Origin of the sequence: Sphaerotilus uruguayifluvii, assembly GCF_013294065.1 — a bacterium.
Classification (GTDB): Bacteria; Pseudomonadota; Gammaproteobacteria; order Burkholderiales; family Burkholderiaceae_C; genus Sphaerotilus; species Sphaerotilus uruguayifluvii.
This window is the reverse complement of the sequence record NZ_JABSNM010000020.1, coordinates 83,495-100,549: the sequence shown is the minus strand read 5'-3', so window position 1 is coordinate 100,549 and position 17,055 is coordinate 83,495. Positions and strand designations below refer to the sequence as shown.

Annotated in this window: 9 protein-coding genes, 1 tRNA gene and 1 pseudogene; 8 read left to right on the top strand and 3 right to left on the bottom strand. The window is 74.2% G+C overall.

Translation table 11 applies throughout. The annotated features are described in order from the left end of the window. Both HNQ01_RS18360 and HNQ01_RS18355 read left to right on the top strand, forming a co-directional pair. On the top strand, positions 1 to 439 hold a 439-nt coding region (locus tag HNQ01_RS18360), incomplete at its 5' end, for a hypothetical protein (protein WP_217427610.1). Continuing rightward, positions 436 to 651: a hypothetical protein gene (locus tag HNQ01_RS18355; RefSeq protein ID WP_173806953.1), complete on the top strand. Its 216-nt coding sequence runs from the start codon at positions 436 to 438 to the stop codon at positions 649 to 651. The genes HNQ01_RS18360 and HNQ01_RS18355, both read left to right, overlap by 4 nt. A 478-nt stretch (positions 652 to 1,129) precedes the next feature. On the opposite strand, the gene HNQ01_RS18350 is transcribed toward HNQ01_RS18355, so the two are convergent. Together HNQ01_RS18350 and HNQ01_RS18345 are read right to left on the bottom strand one after the other, a co-directional pair. Further along, positions 1,130 to 1,219: transfer RNA gene (locus HNQ01_RS18350), tRNA-Ser, on the bottom strand. A gap of 19 nt (positions 1,220 to 1,238) precedes the next feature. Then, positions 1,239 to 2,060 carry a symmetrical bis(5'-nucleosyl)-tetraphosphatase gene (locus HNQ01_RS18345; RefSeq protein ID WP_173806952.1) on the bottom strand — a complete coding sequence of 274 codons (822 nt, stop codon included), beginning with the start codon at positions 2,058 to 2,060 and terminating at the stop codon, positions 1,239 to 1,241. A gap of 65 nt (positions 2,061 to 2,125) precedes the next feature. On the opposite strand from HNQ01_RS18345, the gene HNQ01_RS18340 reads away from it, so the two are divergent. After that, positions 2,126 to 3,433: a hemolysin family protein gene (locus tag HNQ01_RS18340; RefSeq protein WP_173806951.1), complete on the top strand. Its 1,308-nt coding sequence runs from the start codon at positions 2,126 to 2,128 to the stop codon at positions 3,431 to 3,433. Beyond that, positions 3,331 to 4,178: pseudogene (locus HNQ01_RS18335) on the top strand (SapC family protein). Before HNQ01_RS18340 ends, HNQ01_RS18335 begins: the two are co-directional and overlap by 103 nt. Before the next feature lie 10 nt (positions 4,179 to 4,188). On the opposite strand, the gene HNQ01_RS18325 reads toward HNQ01_RS18335, so the two are convergent. Continuing rightward, complete coding sequence (locus HNQ01_RS18325; protein ID WP_173806948.1) at positions 4,189 to 6,240, bottom strand: S8 family peptidase; 2,052 nt, start codon at positions 6,238 to 6,240, stop codon at positions 4,189 to 4,191. Positions 6,241 to 6,588: 348 nt separating this feature from the next. Here HNQ01_RS18325 and HNQ01_RS18320 point away from each other — a divergent pair, with 348 nt between their 5' ends. From HNQ01_RS18320 to recD, 4 genes are read left to right on the top strand one after another with little or no spacing between them, the layout of a single operon-like run. Then, complete coding sequence (locus tag HNQ01_RS18320) at positions 6,589 to 7,320, top strand: helix-turn-helix transcriptional regulator (protein WP_173806947.1); 732 nt, start codon at positions 6,589 to 6,591, stop codon at positions 7,318 to 7,320. Between the two features lie 50 nt (positions 7,321 to 7,370). Continuing rightward, on the top strand, positions 7,371 to 11,072 hold the full coding sequence (gene recC / locus HNQ01_RS18315) for an exodeoxyribonuclease V subunit gamma (RefSeq protein ID WP_173806946.1): 3,702 nt from the start codon (positions 7,371 to 7,373) through the stop codon (positions 11,070 to 11,072). Next, complete coding sequence (gene recB / locus HNQ01_RS18310) at positions 11,069 to 14,899, top strand: exodeoxyribonuclease V subunit beta (protein WP_173806945.1); 3,831 nt, start codon at positions 11,069 to 11,071, stop codon at positions 14,897 to 14,899. Before recC ends, recB begins: the two co-directional genes overlap by 4 nt. Beyond that, entirely contained in the window at positions 14,896 to 17,052 is a 2,157-nt protein-coding gene (gene recD / locus HNQ01_RS18305) for an exodeoxyribonuclease V subunit alpha (RefSeq protein ID WP_173806944.1), read from the top strand. The genes recB and recD overlap by 4 nt, the downstream gene beginning before the upstream one ends. The last annotated feature ends 3 nt before the right edge of the window (positions 17,053 to 17,055 follow it).

Sequence of the window (17,055 nt, the reverse complement as noted above, 5' to 3'; positions counted from 1 at the left end):
GCAGGCTGTCGCCGATGAGCTGCGCACGCTGTCGGATCGCCTTGCTGACCAGCGCCGCGCGCTGCGGGGGCTGACGCACCAGCTTGAGCGCCAGCGCGTCCGCGAGCGGATGGCCGTTGATGCCGCGTTCGCCGATCGGCGTGCCGCCCTGCGCCGCAAGACTGCCGAGGCCGCGCAGGCACTGGCCGCCGCGCTGGCCGCCGAAGATGCGCTCGACCTGGAACAGCGCATCGCAGGCGGTAACGGTGCGGGCGTCGCCGAGTTCGCGGGGGTGAACGCTGCGATGCTGGCCGGCCATGCGGCTGTCACGCTGGCCGACCTCAGCAGCCGCGCCAGTGCGATGACCTCGCCCAGTGTCACGCCGGCCGCACCGGCACCGCGCCCGCGCCTGCGCAAGCTGTCGGACGCCTTCGAGGGTGAACCGGGGATCGTCGAGTGATCGACGCCGGCCACCTGGCTTTCGAGCGGATGGCCGGCGAGCCGGTGCCGGCGCTGCCGACCTGGAGCGGTGCCGGTCGCCTGCTTGATGCGTGGCGCCTCGATGCTCTGTTCGTCCTGGTGTTCGGCGATGACGGCTCAGACGCCCGGTGCGTCCGACCCAACAGCCGAGCGAAGCAGGCACTGGAGACGGTCGCAGGGGTCACGCCTTGACGGCTCGCCGCATCCTCGCGGCGCTGCGCTGGCTGGTGTCCTCGCCCGGTGCTGCGGCCGTGGGGCTCATCGCCGCCGCTGTCCTGGAGCTGCTGCACCGCTGGCTGAGGCGATGAGGTACAGGGGGGGGTACAAAACCCCGCAGTGACTCGGGGGGACAGGACCGAACTCCCCTCGTTCACAGAAAAAAATGCCCCCCCACGTAAATCAATGCGGTGGAGGAAGTCGGGAGACACGACGGCGCAGAGGCAGGCCGGCGCGCTGACGGCTCACGAGGGCGCCGGATGGGATGGGCTGTTGCCGCAGTGATCGCCGGCCGAATGCCCTTCATCATGGAAGGGTCAGGCTTGGCGGTGCCGTGCCGGGTGTTGCTGTGGCGCATCGCCGGCAAGCACCATCCGCGATGGTGTTCGGGATGGTGGATCGACGGTTGACCCGAGAAAAATAATCAATCGGATCAACGGGTTATGGGGCCTGCTGGCGGAGGCGGTGAGATTCGAACTCACGGAAGGGTTCCCCCTTCGCCGGTTTTCAAGACCGGTGCCTTAAACCGCTCGGCCACACCTCCAGCAGGGTCGCCATTGTAGTCAGAACGGCGCGAGGGCCTGCGCGCAGTCGATGCTCACAAGTTCACGCCGGCCGCCGTCGATGCGCGCGGCGGTGAGCCGGCCGCCCCAGACGCAGCCGGTGTCGAGCGCCAGCAGGTCGGGCCGCTCGAGCGTGCCCAGCGTCGACCAGTGGCCGAACGCGACCGGCGTGCCCTCGGTGCGCCGGCCGGGAATGTCGAACCAGGGGCGCAGGTGCGCGGGCGCGGCATCGGCGCCTTCCTTGAGCTGGAAGTCCATCGTGCCGTCCATCTCGCAGAAGCGGATGCGCGTCAGCACGTTGACGATCAGCCGCAGGCGGTCGTGGCCGACGAGCGTCTCGTCCCAGCGCGTCGGCGCGTTGCCGTACATCACCTGCAGGAAGCCGGGCAGGTCGGGGCCGCGCAGCAGCGTCTCGGCCTCGGCGGCCAGGGCCAGCGTCTGCGCCGCGTCCCACTGCGGCACCACGCCGGCGTGCACCATCAGCCAGCCGTGCGCCTGCACCGCCAGGCGCTGCTGGCGCAGCCAGTCCAGCCAGGCCTCGCGGCGCGGGCTGGCGAGGATCTCGCCGAGCGTGTCGGAGCGGTGCGGTGCGCGCACGCCGTGCGCCACCGCCAGCAGGTGCAGGTCGTGGTTGCCCAGCAGGCAGGTGGCGGCGTCGCCGAAGCCGGCCAGCCGCTCGAGCACCTTCAGCGAGCACGGACCGCGGTTGACCAGATCGCCCAGCAGGTAGACATGGTCGCGCGAGGGGGAGAAGTCCAGGGTGGCCAGCAGTCGCTCGAAAGCGTCGCAGCAGCCTTGCAGGTCGCCGATCAGGTAAATCATGGCCCGGATTCTGCTACGCTCGGCGGGCCTCAACTTCCGGCGCGGCGTGCCCTGCCGTGCCTGTCATGGACCTAGCTCTACTTTTCGCCCTGATCCTGCTCAACGGCGTCTTCGCGATGTCCGAGATGTCTCTCGCCGCCAGCCGCAAGGCCCGGCTGCAGGTGATGGCCGAAGCCGGCGATGCCGGCGCCCGCGCCGCGATGGCGCTTCACGACAGCCCGACCCAGTTCCTCTCGACGGTGCAGATCGGCATCACCTCGATCGGCGTGCTCAACGGCATCGTCGGCGAGGCCGCCTTCTCCGGGCCGGTCTCGGCCTGGCTGGAGTCGCATGTCGGCGTGCCCGCCAACATCGCCGACATCCTGGGCACCGGCCTCGTCGTCGTGCTGCTCACCTTCGTGACGATCATCTTCGGCGAGCTGGTCCCGAAGCGCGTCGGCCAGATGTACCCGGAGACGGTGGCGCGCCTGGTCGCGCAGCCGATGGGCTGGCTGTCGGTCGGCGCCAGCCCCTTCGTCAAGCTGCTGGCCGGCACGACGCAGGCGATCCTGAAGCTGCTGGGCGTGCGCGACACCGGCAACCGCGGCGTGACCGAGGAGGAGATCGCCGCCAGCCTGGAGGAAGGCCTGGACGCCGGCGTCATCGAGGCGCAGGAGCACCAGATGGTGCGCAACGTCTTCCGGCTCGACGACCGCCAGATCGGCTCGATGATGATCCCGCGCGGCGACATCGCCTGGCTGGACGTGGCCGCCTCGCGCGACGAGATCCTGTCGGTGCTGACCGAGCACGGCCACTCGCGCTATCCGGTCTGCCGCGGCAGCCTCGACGAGGTGATGGGCGTGGTGACCGCGCACCAGCTGCTGATGCAGCTCGCCGGCAGCCGCGAGTTCGTGCTGGTCGAGTCGATGCAGCCGGCGGTGTTCGTGCCCGAGACGCTCTCGGGGATGGAGCTGCTCGATCATTTCCGCGGCTCGCCGGTGCAGATGGTCTTCGTCGTCGACGAGTACGGCGTCGTGCAGGGCGTGATCACGCTGCGCGACGTGCTCGAGGCGATCACCGGCGAATTCACGCCCCACCAGGCCGAGGACGCCTGGGCGGTGCAGCGTGCCGACGGCTCCTGGCTGGTCGACGGCCTGATCCCGGTGCCCGAGCTGAAGGACCGCCTGGGCCTGAAGCTGCTGCCCGACGAGGACCGGGGCCGCTACAACACGCTGGCCGGCATGGTGATGCTGCTGCTGGGCCGGCTGCCGCAGACCGCCGACGCGGTCGAATGGGAAGGCTGGCGCTTCGAGGTGGTCGACCTCGATGGAAAGCGCGTCGACAAGGTGCTCGCCAGCCGCATCGAGGAACCGGCCGAGGAGCCCACCACATGACATCGTCCCCCGCCGGCGCCGGCGTTCTCTACCACCACCCGGTGCTGCTGACCCGCGAGGAGCACGCCGATCGCCGGGTCGTGCCGGTCACCGACTGGCGCATCGCCGCCGGCCTGAACGCGGTGCCGGTCACGGTCGTCGAGTTCGAGTCGCTGGCGCGCGAGCTGCCGCTGGCCTTCGTGCCGGCCGGCCGCGACGCCGAGGGCCGCACCCGTGTCGCGCCGGTGGCGCTGCTGGGCCTGAGCGAGGGCGAGAACCTCTGCATCGACGCCGACGGGCGCTGGATCGGCACGACGATTCCGGCCTTCCTGCGCCGCTATCCGTTCGCCTACGCCACCGCCGACGACGGCGCGCCGACGCTGGCGGTCGACGCCGCCTGGCCGGGCTTCAACACGGTGGAGGGCGAGCGCCTGATCGCCGACGACGGCCAGCCGACCGAGTTCCTGAAGCAGACGCTGGCTTTCCTGGAGCGCTACGAGCGCGACACGCTGCGCACCCGCGTGCTGTGCGCCGGCTGGTCGCGCTGGACCTGCTGCGCGGCGGCGAGATCCGCGGCGAGATCGCGGGCGGGCGCCGGCTCAACGCGACCGGCTTCTTCATGATCGACGAGCAGCGTCTGGCGACGCTGCCCGACGAGGCGGTGCTGGAGCTGCACCGCAGCGGCCTGATGGCGCTGATCCATGCCCACCGCGTGTCGATGGGGCATGTGCAGACGCTGGCCGCGCGCCTGCCGGCGGCCCGCTGAGGGCCTGCGCTCAGGCCGCCCGGGCCTCGCGGCGGCGCAGCCGCGCCAGCGCAGCCACCGCCAGACCCAGGCCGCCCAGCCAGCCCGCGCCGAGCGCGCCGCCGCCGTCGCCTGAGGAGGTGCTGCCGCCGCCGCTTGCCGGCGTGCCGGCGCTGTCGCTGCCGTCGGTGCCGCAGGCGGCCGTCGGCGCCGGGCCGGTGCGCAGCACCGCGGAGCTGCTGGCGCTGCCCCCCGCGCTGTCGCCGACCGTCAGCGTGACCGCCACCAGGCCGCTGCCGGTGGCCGACACCGAGGCGGTCGAGCCGCTGGTCGTGCCATTGAACGCGGCCAGCGCGCTGTCGCTCAGGCTCCAGCCGTAGCCGGCGAGCGTGCGCGAGCCGGTCGCGCTCGAGCCGCTGCCGTCGAGCAGCGTCGCGCTGCCCAGCGCGATGCGCGTCGTCGTCTCGCCGATGCGCGCGATCGGCAGCGTGCCGGCGGCGGCGCGCACCGCCGCGCCCGCGTCGAGCATGCCCGCGCCGCAGGTGCCGGTGGTGCAGTAGCACTCGTCCTGCGCCGAGCTGCTGCCGGCCACGCAGGTCGACACGCCCGTGGCGCCACTGCTGGGGAAGCTGCGGGCGCTGGACTTCAGCAGCGCCGTCACCTGCGCCGGCGTCAGCGCCGGATTGGCCGCCAGCATCAGCGCGGCGGTGCCGGAGACCAGCGGTGCCGAGAAGCTGGTGCCGACCGCCGCGTCGCTGCCGCCGGTGGTGTAGGTCGGGCAGGCCGGGGCGGTGGTGCCGGTGTTGCTGGTGCTCAGGATCGGATAGAGGCACTCGCCGGTCGCGTTGACGCAGTTGCCCGCCGGCGCGGCGATCGTCGCCTGGCTGCCGAGGCTGGAGTAGCCGTTCTTCGTGCCGGTGTGGCGCAGGCCGGCCACCGCGATGACGCCCGCGCAGTTCGCCGGCGTGTTGACCGCCAGGCTGTCGTTGCCGACCGAGGCGACGACGACCGTGCCGGCGGCGTTGATCTCGGCCACCGCGACGGTGTAGGGATCGCTCGACGAGCAGCTGCCGGCATAGCCCAGGCTCATGTTGATGACCCGGGCCGGGTTCGGGTTGGCCGGCACGCCCGGCACCGTCAGGCCGGCGGCCCAGCGCATGCCGGCGATGATGTCCGAGTCGTAGCCGCCGCACTTGCCCAGCACCCGCACCGGCATCACCCGCACATGGCGGCCCAGGCCGGCCATGCCGGTGGCGTTGTTGGTCGCGGCGGCGATCAGGCCGGCGGTCTGCGTGCCGTGCCAGCTGCTGTCGGCGACGCCGCAGCCCTTGAGCGTGGCGTTGCTGCTGTTCTCGCTGGCGCTGATCCAGTCGCCTGGGTCGGCGGGGTTGCTGTCCCAGCCGTCGCCGTCGTTGGAGATCACCGACTCGGAGACGAAGTCGTAGCCGGCGACCAGCTTGCCGTCGAGGTCCGGGTGGTTCCAGCGGATGCCGGTGTCGAGCACCGCGACGATGACGCCGGCGCTGCCCGTCGTCAGCGACCAGGCCGACTCGGCGTTGATCGAGGACACCAGCGTGCTCGTCGGCGTGTGCAGGTACCACTGGCCGCTGGCCGGGCTGATGCCGCTGCCGCCCGCGTACAGCGGATCGCTGACGACGGCATGGGCGCGGCGGCGCTGGTCGACATGCACCTCGGCGACCTGGCTGTCGGCGGCGAGCCGGCTGGCCAGCGCGGCGCTGTTCATGCCGCTGGCCAGGATGACCTGGGTGTCGGGCGCGATGCTGGTGCCGTCCTGCAGCGACAGGCCCAGGCGCTGGCCGAGGGCCTGCGCCTGGTGCAGCGCCGCCGTCGTGGCGGTGCCGGACGAACGGTTCGCCGACAGCGTGCTGGCGAGCCGGGTGGCGCGAAAGCGCACGATGACGCGTGCCGTCTCCGCACTCTCCTGGGGCACCGCCGCGCTGCGCAGCGGCGCGCGCTCGGTGGCGGCCTGGGCCGCCGGCACGGCGACATGGGGCAGGGCCAGCGCCGTCAGCGCGGCGAGGGCAGGACGCAGCAGCGTCGACAGGCGGGAGCGGAGCGGCATGGTCGGATCCACGGCAGGCAGGGCGTGAGGGTCTCCCCGGACACGGGGATCGGCGAGTGTAGGTCCGTGAACTTGTCGACCGTGTTGCGTGCCTCTGAAGCCCGCGGCCAATGTGTAGCCAGTTGTGCCGACGATCACGGGCTGCGCGGCCGCCCCCCTTGTCGCGTGGCGTGAGGACTGCGCGGCCACGGGCGATGAGGCGTCGGCCATCCCTTGAACAAGGGATCATGTCGCCCCCGAAATCGCAGATCCGCGACTTACCATCAGGCTCAGATCATGAGCCCGGATCCCGCTTCGTGCAGGAATCCGGCGCCCGAACCGACCTGGACCAATTGGGGAAGTCCATCCATGGAACGCACCGAACGTTTCTGCAGGATCGAGATGCTGATCCGCAGCCGAGGCTGTGTCAGCTTCGCCGACCTGATGACCGAGCTGGGTGTCTCGCGCGCCACGCTCAAGCGCGATCTGGACCATCTGCGCACCCGCATGGATGCGGCGATCGTCTATGACCGCGACCGCAACGGCTACCGCTTCGCGGTGACCGGCCGGCAGGCGCGCCGGCCCGGCCCGCCCGAGGCCTCGGGCGTGTGGTTCAGCGAGCGCGAGATCCACGCGCTGCTGACGATGCACCAGCTGCTCGACGGCCTGGGCGTGGGCAGCAGCATGGGCCGGCACCTGCAGCCGGTGCTCGAGCGGCTGCAGGGCATGCTCGGCACCAGCGACAGCGAGGCGCGCGAGCTGGTGCGCCGGCTGCGGGTGGTGCCGCCGGCGCGCAAGCCGGTGCGCGGCCGCAGCTTCGAGCGTCTGGCCGGCGCGGTGCTCGAGCGCCGCCGCCTGCGGCTGACGATCGAGGCGGACGACGGCAGCGGCGAGCGCGACCGCATCATCTCGCCGCTGCGCATGATCCATGACGGCGGCATCTGGCTGCTCGACGCCTGGTGCCACGAGAGCGAGGCGCTGTGCCGCATCCCGGTGCCTCAGGTGCGGGCGGTGCAGACGCTGGAGCTGCGCGCGCGCGAGGTGCCGATGCGGGTGATCGAGGCCGAGCTCGACGCGATGCCGGCGCTGCGCGCGGCCTGAGCCCGCGCCGCGCAGCGGCGATACTGCGGCCCATGTCGATGCCCGAAGGAATGCCCGTCCACCGTCACGAGCTGACGCCCGGCCTGCTGGTGCTGCACGGCAACCGGCTCGAGCTGCTGCAGCAGGCGGTGTTCGCCTGGCTGGACCGCCAGCCGCTCGATCCGCTCGAGTCCGACGTGCTGCTGGTGCAGAGCAACGGCATCGCCGAGTGGATGAAGATGTCGCTGGCGCGGCGCAGCGGCGTCTGCGCGGCCTCGCGGGTGGAGCTGCCGGCGCGTTTCCTGTGGCGGCTGTACCGGGCGATGCTCGGCCGCGACGGGGCGCCGGCGCGCTCGCCCTTCGACAAGGCGCCGATGACCTGGCGGCTGATGCAGGCGCTGCCCGGCTGGATCGAGCGGCCCGGCTTCGAGCCGCTGCGGCAGTTCCTGGAGGCGGGCGCCGCGCGCGGCGATGCGCTGGACGATCCGGTGCGCCGGCTGCAGCTCGCCGAGCGCCTGGCCGACCTCTACGACCAGTACCAGATCTACCGCGCCGACTGGCTCGACGACTGGGGCCGCGGGCGCGAGGTGCTGCGCCTGGGCGACGGCCGCGAGATGGCGCTGCCCGAGGCGCAGCGCTGGCAGGCTCGGCTGTGGCACGGCCTGCTGGCGTCGCTCGACGAGGGCGGCCGGCGTGCGGTGCGCAGCGACGTGCACCGGCGCTTCGTCGCGGCGGTCGAGGCGGGTGACGCGCCGCGCCAGCCGCTGCCGCGCCGGGTGGTGCTGTTCGGGCACAGCCACCTGCCGTGGCAGACGCTGGAGGCGCTGGTGGCACTGTCGCAGCGGGCGCAGGTGCTGCTGGCGGTGCCCAATCCCTGCCGCTTCCACTGGGCCGACATCCTCGACGGCCGCGAGCTGCTGCGCACGCTGCGGCGGCGCCAGCCGCTGCGCGGCGGGCTGGACCTGGCCGAGATCCCGCTCGACCGCATGCATGCGCATGCGCATCCGCTGCTGGCTGCCTGGGGCCGGCAGGGGCGCGACTTCATCCGCATGCTCGACCGCTTCGACGATGCGGCCGCCGCGCAGTCGCGCTTCCAGGTGCCGCGCATCGACCTGTTCGACGAGGACCTGGATGCGGCCGACGATCCGGTGCGCGGCGTGCCGCTGCTGGTGCGGGTGCAGCGCGCGATCCGCGACGGCCTGCCGCTGCCCGAGATCGTCGAGCGCGAGGCCGCCGCGCCGCCGCTGGCCTCGGGCGACCGCTCGATCCGCTTCACGGTCGCGCACAGCGCGATGCGCGAGATCGAGATCCTGCACGACCGGCTGCTGGATGTGCTGGCCGCACCGCCGACGGGCCCGGACGGCCGCCCCGGCGCGCCGCTGGCGCCGCGCGACATCGTCGTGATGGTGCCCGACATCGAGCCCTGGGCGCCGCTGATCCATGCGGTCTTCGGCCAGCACGCGCCCGGCGACGCGCGCCGTATTCCCTACGAGATCGCCGACCTGAAGCTGCGCGGGCGCCAGCCGATGCTGGTGGCGCTGGAATGGCTGCTCAAGGTCACGCGCCAGCGCTGCACCGTCGGCGAGCTGCGCGATCTGGTCGACGTGCCGGCGCTGGCGGCGCGCTTCGGGCTGCAGGACGCGGACCGCGCCACCGCCGCGCGCTGGCTCGAGGGCGCCGGCGTGCGCTGGGGGCTGGATGCGGCGCAGCGCGACGGCCTCGGCCTGGGCGCCTGCGGCGAGGTCAACAGCGGCCTGTTCGGGCTGCGCCGCATGCTGCTGGGCTATGCCCATGGCCGCCTCGACGAGGACATCGACGACGAGGGGAGCCCTTCGCCCTGGCGGCACATCGATCCCTACGACGAGGTCGGCGGTCTGGATGCCGGCATCGCCGGCTCGCTGGCGGCGCTGATCGCGGCGCTGCGCCGGTGGTGGAGCGAGGCCGCCGTGCCGGCCACGCCCCCGGTCTGGCAGCAGCGTGCGGTGCGGCTGCTCGAGACCTTCTTCGAGCCGGTCGACGAGACCGACCGGCTGCTGCTGGCCTCGCTGACCGAGGCGCTCGGGCGCTGGCTCGACGACTGCGAGGACGCCGGCTTTGCGCCGCCGGTGCCGCTGGAGGTGCTGCGCGAGGGCTGGCTGGCCGGCGTCGACGAGCCGAGCCTGAACAGCCGCTTCCTGGGCGGCGGCGTCGTGTTCTGCACGCTGATGCCGATGCGGGCGATTCCGTTCGAGATCGTCTGCCTGCTGGGCATGAACGACGGCGACTACCCGCGCCGCGCGCCGCGCAGCGACTTCGACCTGCTGGCGCTGCCCGGCACGCAGCGCCCCGGCGACCGCGCCCGCCGCGACGACGACCGCATGCTGATGCTCGAGGCGCTGCTGGCGGCGCGCCGCGGCCTGTCGATCAGCTGGTCCGGGCGCAGCGTGCGCGACAACAGCGAGCAGCCGCCCTCGGTGCTGGTGGCGCAGCTGCGCGATCACCTGGACGCCGGCTGGGGCGCGGGCCTGTCGACGCGGCTGACGACCGAGCACCCGCTGCAGCCCTTCAGCCGGCGCTACTTCGAGATCGCCGAAACCCGGCGGGCCGGAGATGGCGAGGCGCCGCGCACCTGGGCGCGCGAGTGGCGCCAGGCCCATGCTGACGCACAGGCCGGCGTGGCGCTGCCCGGGCCGGTGCCGGGCGCCGCCACGGCGTCGCCACCGGCCCGCGACGACGAGCCGCTGACGCTGGCGCGGCTGGAGCGCTTCCTGCGCAATCCGGTGCAGCACCATTTCCGCGAGCGCCTCGATGTCGAGTTTCCGCCGCTGGCGGTGCAGGCCGCCGACGACGAGCCGCTGGCGCTGGGCGCGCTCGACGAGACGCTGCTGCTGCGCGAGCTGCTCGACCAGGACCGCGGCCTGGAGGCGGGCGCGCCGATGACGCTGGCGGCCTGCCGGGTCGAGCTGCTGCGGCGCACCGCGCGGCTGGCACGCCGGGGCGAGCTGCCGCTGGCCGGGCTGGGCGAGCTGTGGCGGCTGCGCTTCGCGCGCCAGAGCGCGCCGGTCTGGCGCGAGTGGCAGCGTGCGCGCCACCAGTGGTCCGAGCCGGTGCGGCCGCTGCAGCTGGCGGTGCAGCACCAGGACCTGCGCATCGACGACTGGCTCGACGCGCTGCGGCGCGAACCCGGTGCGCCGGCCGAGGCGCCGCCGCTGTGGCTGGCGATCGAGGCGCGCCGGCTGTGCCGCCCGATCACCACCGGCCCGGACAAGGGCGCGCTGGCGCCGCAGGCCGACAAGCTGCTGCGGCCGTGGCTGCGCCTGCTGCTGGCCGCCGCCTGCGGCCATGCGGTCGAGGGCCGGCTGATCGGCCGCGACGCGGTGCTGCGGCTGCAGCCGCCGTCGGCGCCGGCCGCCCGCGAGGCGGTCGAGGCGCTGCTGTCGGGCTGGAGCCGGCAGCGCGAGGCGCCGCTGCCGGCGGCGCTGCGCACCTCGCTGGCGTGGCTGAAGGGCCTGGATCTGGAGTGTGCCGACGAACTGGCCCGTCCGGTCTTCGAGGGCCGCCAGGGCGCCCGCGCGCTGCCCGGCGAGGGCGAGGAGCCGGCGCTGGCGCGGGTCTTTCCCGACTGGGAGACGCTGCGCGAGGCGCCGGACTTCGAGGGCTGGACGCTGGCGCTCTACGGTCCGCTGCATGCCTGGGTGCGCGACGGCGGCGTGACGGTCGAGCCGCTGGGCGACGCCGAGGCCGGCGACGAGGACGAAGGCGCCGGCGCGGCCGGTGCGGAGGACGCCCCATGAGCACGCGGCTCGATCCGCTGACCCTGCCGCTGCGCGGCTCGCGCCTGATCGAGGCCAGCGCCGGCACCGGCAAGACCTGGACCATCGCGGCGCTCTACCTGCGCCTGGTGCTCGGCCACGGCGACCACGGCACGCGCGAGCCGCGGGCGCTGCTGCCGGCGCAGATCCTGGTGATGACCTTCACCCGCGCGGCGACGCGCGAGCTGTCCTCGCGCATCCGCGAGCGGCTGATCGATGCGGCGCGGCTGTTCCGCGACCCCGCGGCGCTGGCGGCCAGCGGCGACGCCTTCGTGCAGGCGCTGGCCGCCGACTGCGCCGACGAGGCGGCCCGCTCGCGCGCCGCGCATCGGCTCGCGCTGGCGGCCGAGGGCATGGACGAGGCGGCGGTGCACACCATCGACGCCTGGTGCCAGCGCACGCTGCGCGAGCATGCCTTCGACAGCGGCAGCCTGTTCACCGAGGAGCTGGTCGCCGACGAGGCCGAGCTGCTGCAGCAGGCGGTGCTCGATGTCTGGCGCCGCGAGGTCTATCCGCTGCCGATGGCCGCGCTGGAGCTGCTGCACCGCCAGTGGCCCGATGCCGAGGCGATGGGCCGCCAGGCCCGGCCGCTGCTGATGCACGAGGAGCTGCTGGACGCCGCCGACGGCGCGCAGGCGCTGCCCGACTGGCTGCCGGACTGGGTCGAGACGCGCCGCGCGCGGCTGCTGGCGCTCAAGGCCGGCTGGGTCGAACGGGCCGAGGCGATGTTCACCTGGATCCACCGCCAGCAGAACGGGCCGAAGCCGCCGTTCAGCGGCGTCAAGGTCAATCCGAAGTCGCTGGAAAAATGGCATGGCCAGATCGTCGCCTGGGCCGAGGATGCGCTGGCCGAGCGGCTGGTGCTGCAGCCCGACACCGGCGCGCGGCGGCTGACGCCCGACGGCCTGCGCGAGGCGCTGAAGAAGAACCACGACTGCGGCGAGATCCCGGCCGCCTTCGCCGAGTTCGAGGCGCTGCAGGCCGAGCTGGCGACGCTGGAGCCGCCGGGCCCGCGCCTGCTGCGCCATGCGGCGCGGCGCATCGCGCAGCGGCTCGACCAGCTCAAGCGCGCCTCGGCGCAGTTCGGCTTCGCCGACCTGCAGCGCCGGCTCGAGCAGGCGCTGGCGGGCGAGGCCGGCCCGCGCCTGCGCGAGGGCATCCTGGCGCAGTACCCGGTGGCGCTGATCGACGAGTTCCAGGACACCTCGCCGCTGCAGTACCGGCTGTTCGACCGCCTCTACCGGGTCGCCGACGACGATCCGGCCACCGCGCTGCTGATGATCGGCGACCCGAAGCAGTCGATCTACCGCTTCCGCGGCGCCGACATCTACAGCTATCTGGCGGTGCGCCGCGCCACCGCCGGGCGCCACCACGCGCTGGGCACCAACTACCGCTCGACGAAGGCGCTGGTCGGTGCGGTCAACGCGGTCTTCCTGCAGGCCGAGCAGCGCCGGCCCGGCGAGGCCTTCGGCTTCGGTGGTCCGGCCGAGCCGGGCGCCGGCCCCGAGGCCACGCTGCCTTTCGATCCGGTCGGCGCGAAGGGGCGCGACGAGACGCTGGGCCGTGGCGACACCGCGCTGCCGGCGCTGCAGATCGAGTGGCTGCCGACGCCGCTGCCGGCCGAGGAGCTGCGCGAGACGCTGGCGCGCCGCGCCGCCGAGCGCATCGTCGACTGGCTCGACGACGCGAGCCTGGCCTTTCGCCGCCCCGGCGGCGAGGCGCGCCGCCTGGCGCCGGGCGACATCGCGGTGCTGGTGCGCAACCGCCGCGAGGCCGAGGCGGTGCGCCGCGCGCTGCGCCGGGCCGGCGTGGCCTCGGTCTACCTGTCCGACCAGGATCCCGTCTTCGACACCGCCGAGGCGCGCGACCTGCTGCGCTGGCTGCAGGCGGTGGCCGAGCCGCAGGACACCCGGCTGGCGCGTGCGGCCTTCGCCACCGCGACGGTGGGCCTGTCGCTCGACGAGCTGGCGCGGCTGGTGCACGACGACGTGGCCTGGGACGCGCGGCTGGCGCTGCTGGCGCAGCTGCGCCGCGTCTGGCAGCGCCAGGGCGTGCTGACGCTGGTGCGCCAGACGCTGCATCTGCTGGACCTGCCGGCGCGCTGGCTGGCCGGCCAGGAGGTGGCCGACGGCGAGCGGCGCCTGACCAACCTGCTGCACCTGGGCGAGCTGCTGCAGTCGGCCAGCAGCCGGCTGGAGGGCGAGCAGGCGCAGATCCGCTGGCTGGCCGAGCAGATCTCGGGCCTGGGCAGCGGCGGCAATGCAGGCAGCGACGAGCGGGTGGTGCGGCTGGAGAGCGACGCCGAGCTGGTGCAGGTCGTCACGGTGCACAAGTCCAAGGGCCTGGAATATCCGGTGGTGGTGATGCCCTTCGCGGCGTCGGCGCGGCCGGTGAAGAAGGGCGACGCGCCGTTCGTCGAGCGGGTCGATGCCGAGGGCCGGCGCCGGCTGGACTTCGCGCCCGACGGCGAGGCGCTGGCCGAGGCCGAGCGCGAGCGCCTGCGCGAGGACCTGCGGCTGTTCTATGTCGCGCTGACCCGGCCGCGCCATCTGCTGTGGCTGGGCGTCGGCCTGGCGCGCAGGCCGCGTGCGCAGGACGAGCATCTGCTGCACCAGAGCGCGCTCGGCCACCTGCTCGGCGGCGGCGCCGCGATGACGGTCGATCAGGTCGGACAGGCCCTGCAGGAGCTGTGCGCGTTCCGGCCGCCCGATCCGTTCGTGGCCGGCGCGATCGAGGCGACGCCGCTGCGGCCGGTGACGCGGCGCCCGCGCCTGCAGCGCCGCATCCCGGCGCGTCCGCTGGCCGAGCCGCCGGTCTACCGCGCCGCCTTCGACCGCGACTGGGCGGTCGGCAGCTTCACCGCGCTGGTGCGCGACCTGAAGGAGGCGACGGCTTCGCCGCTGCCCGGTGCCGGGATCGATGCCGAGGTCTGGGATCGCTCCGGCCTGCCGGCGCTGCTGGCCGATCCGCGTCGCCAGGAGCAGGTGCGCGAGGAATGGGCGGTGCAGCCGACGGGCGATCCCGCCGTCGAGCCGGTGGCCGAAGCCGAGGCTGAAGCGGCCTGGCACCGCTTTCCGCGCGGTGCGCTGCCGGGCAACTTCCTGCACGAGCTGCTGCAGCTGCTGGCGCAGGAGGGCTTCGGCCGCCGCGCCGAGCCGGCGGTGCGCCGGATGGCCGAGCGGCGCTGCGTTCGGGCCGGCCACGGCGAGCGCGCCGAGGAGGTGCTGGTCTGGATGGACGCGGTGTTGGCCGCGCCGCTGCCGCCGCTGGGCGGCGCCGCGCTGGAGCAGGTCGGCGCGCTGCTGCCGGAGATGGAGTTCTGGATGCCGAGCCGGCAGCTCGACAGCGCCGCCTTCGACCGGCTGTGCCGTCAGGCGCTGCTGCCCGGACGCGAGCGCCCGGCGCTGGTGCCGCGCCAGCTCGACGGCATGATGATGGGCTTCGTCGACCTGGTCTTCGAGCAGGACGGGCGCTGGTGGGTGATCGACTACAAGTCCAACCACCTCGGCGACCGCGACGCGGACTACGACCGCGCCACGCTGGAGCGCGCGGTGCTCGACCACCGCTACGAGCTGCAGGCGGTGCTCTACCTGCTGGCGCTGCACCGGCTGCTCGGGCGCCGACTGGGGGCGGGCTACGATCCCGAAGCCCACCTCGGCGGCGCGATCTGCCTGTTCCTGCGCGGCATCCGCGGCCCCGAGCGCGGCTGCGTGCTGCTGCGCCCGCCGACGGCGCTGCTGCTGGCGCTTGACCGGGCGCTGGGCGCCCAGCCCGAAACGGCCGAAGACGCCGACGAAGCCTGCGCATGACCCGACCGACCGCATTTCCCGCCGATCCGGCCCAGGCCGACCTGTTCGATCTGCCCGATCCGACCGAACCGGTCGATCCGGCCGAGGCGGCTCCCGAGGCCGCCGAGCTGCTGGCGCTGCTCGACGACTGGTGCGCCCAGGGCTGGCTGCGCCGGCTCGATGTCGCGCTGGCGCGCTGGCTGGCCGACGAATGCCCGCAGGCGCCGGTGGCGGCGCTGCTGGCCGCCGCGTTGCTGGCGCAGCGCGAGGGCCGCGGCCACACCTGCATCGAGCTGACCGAGCTGCTGGCGCAGCGCCGCCCCGGCGCGGCCGCGCGCGCCGACGACGAGGGCTGGCTCGACGGTCCGGCCGTGGCGCAGCAGGCACTGGCGGCGCTGCTGCAGCGCCTGCCGGGCGAGCTGGCCGACTGGATGGCGGCGCTGCGCGACAGCGGCGCGGTCGAGACCGCGCAGGCCCGGCGGCCGGGCGCGCCGCTGCGGCTGGAGGACGACGGCCGGCTCTACCTGCGCCGCCACTGGCGCGACGAGCAGGCGGTGGCGCAGGCGGTGCGCGAGCGGGTGCGTCCGGCGGATGCCGTCGAGGCCGCCGGCTGGCCGACGCCCGATCCGGCCGAGGTGCGCCGCTGGCTCGACCGGCTGTTCAGCCCGCGCGATCCGAAGGACGGCCCGGACTGGCAGCGCATCGCCTGCGCGGTGGCGCTGCGCGGCCGGCTGGCGCTGATCACCGGCGGCCCCGGCACCGGCAAGACCTACACCGTCGCGCGGCTGCTGGCGCTGGGCTACGCGCTGCATCCGGCGCCGCGCACGCTGCGCATCGCGCTGGCCGCGCCGACCGGCAAGGCCGCGGCGCGGCTGAAGCAGTCGATCGATCTGGCGCTGCAGCAGCTCGGCCAGGCGCTGCCGGGCGTGCTCGACTGGGCCGACCTGGGCGAGCGCCTGCGCGAGTCCACCACGCTGCACCGGCTGCTGGGCGCGCGGCCCGACACCCGCGCGCTGCGCCATGACGCGCGCCATCCGCTCGAGGTCGACCTGCTGGTGGTCGACGAGGCCTCGATGGTGCATCTGGAGATGATGGCCGCGCTGCTGGCGGCGCTGCCGGCCTCGGCGCGGCTGGTGCTGCTGGGCGACCGCGACCAGCTCGCCTCGGTCGAGGCCGGCGCGGTGCTGGGCGACTTCTGCCGCGGCGCGGTGCATGGCCACTACGACGCCGACAGCGCACGCTGGATCGCCGACTGCACCGGCCAGGCACTGCCGCCGGCGATGTGCCTGCCGGCCTCGCGCGACCGGCAGGCGGGCGCGCCGCCGCTGGTGCTGGCACAGCAGACGGTGATGCTGCGCGAGAGCCGGCGCTTCGGCGGCGCGATCGGCCGGCTGGCGCTGGCGGTCAACGACAACGATGTCGGCCGCGCCGCGCAGGTGCTGCGCGAGCGCGACGACGCGGTCGCGCGGCTGACGCCGCCCGAGGGCGCGACCGAATCGGCCGCGCTGGCGCAGGTGGTGGCGCTGGCGCTCGACGGCCGCCCCGGCGCGCCGCAAGGCTATGCCGCGTGCCTTGATGCGTTGCGTGCCGGGCCGGACGGGCCGGACGAGGCGGCCCACCAGCGCTGGGTGGTCGGCGTGCTGCGCGCCTTCGACCGCTTCCGGCTGCTGTGCGCGCTGCGCGAGGGCGACTGGGGCGTGGCGGGCCTGAACGCGCTGATCGAGGCGCGGGCGCGGGCACGCTGGCGCCTGGCCGCCGGCGAGTGGTATGCCGGCCGGCCGGTGATGGTCACCCGCAACGACCCGGCGCTGGGCGTGCACAACGGCGATGTCGGCATCGCGCTGCCCTCGGCCGACGGGCGCAGCCTGCGGGTCTGGTTCGTCGACGGCGACGACCTGCCGCCGCGCTCGGTGATGGCCAGCCGGCTCTCGCGCGTCGAGACCGCCTTCGCGATGACGGTGCACAAGTCGCAGGGCTCGGAGTTCGCGCATGTGGCGCTGGTGCTGCCGCCGCAGATGAATCCGGTGCTGAGCTGCGAGCTGGTCTACACCGGCATCACCCGCGCCAAGGGCGCCTTCACGCTGGTGGCGCCCGACCGCAGCGTCTGGGCGCGTGCGCTGCAGCGGCGCACCCGGCGCGCCAGCGGGCTGCCGGGGCTGCTGGCGTCGGACTGAATC

What these genes read in the sequence shown, in the direction of transcription:
- HNQ01_RS18345 (WP_173806952.1), bottom strand. Translation starts at nt 2,060, where the DNA reads ATGATTTACCTGATCGGCGACCTGCAAGGCTGCTGCGACGCTTTCGAG.
- HNQ01_RS18340 (WP_173806951.1), top strand. Translation starts at nt 2,126, where the DNA reads ATGGACCTAGCTCTACTTTTCGCCCTGATCCTGCTCAACGGCGTCTTC.
- HNQ01_RS18325 (WP_173806948.1), bottom strand. Translation starts at nt 6,240, where the DNA reads ATGCCGCTCCGCTCCCGCCTGTCGACGCTGCTGCGTCCTGCCCTCGCC.
- HNQ01_RS18320 (WP_173806947.1), top strand. Translation starts at nt 6,589, where the DNA reads ATGGAACGCACCGAACGTTTCTGCAGGATCGAGATGCTGATCCGCAGC.
- recC (WP_173806946.1), top strand. Translation starts at nt 7,371, where the DNA reads ATGCCCGTCCACCGTCACGAGCTGACGCCCGGCCTGCTGGTGCTGCAC.
- recB (WP_173806945.1), top strand. Translation starts at nt 11,069, where the DNA reads ATGAGCACGCGGCTCGATCCGCTGACCCTGCCGCTGCGCGGCTCGCGC.
- recD (WP_173806944.1), top strand. Translation starts at nt 14,896, where the DNA reads ATGACCCGACCGACCGCATTTCCCGCCGATCCGGCCCAGGCCGACCTG.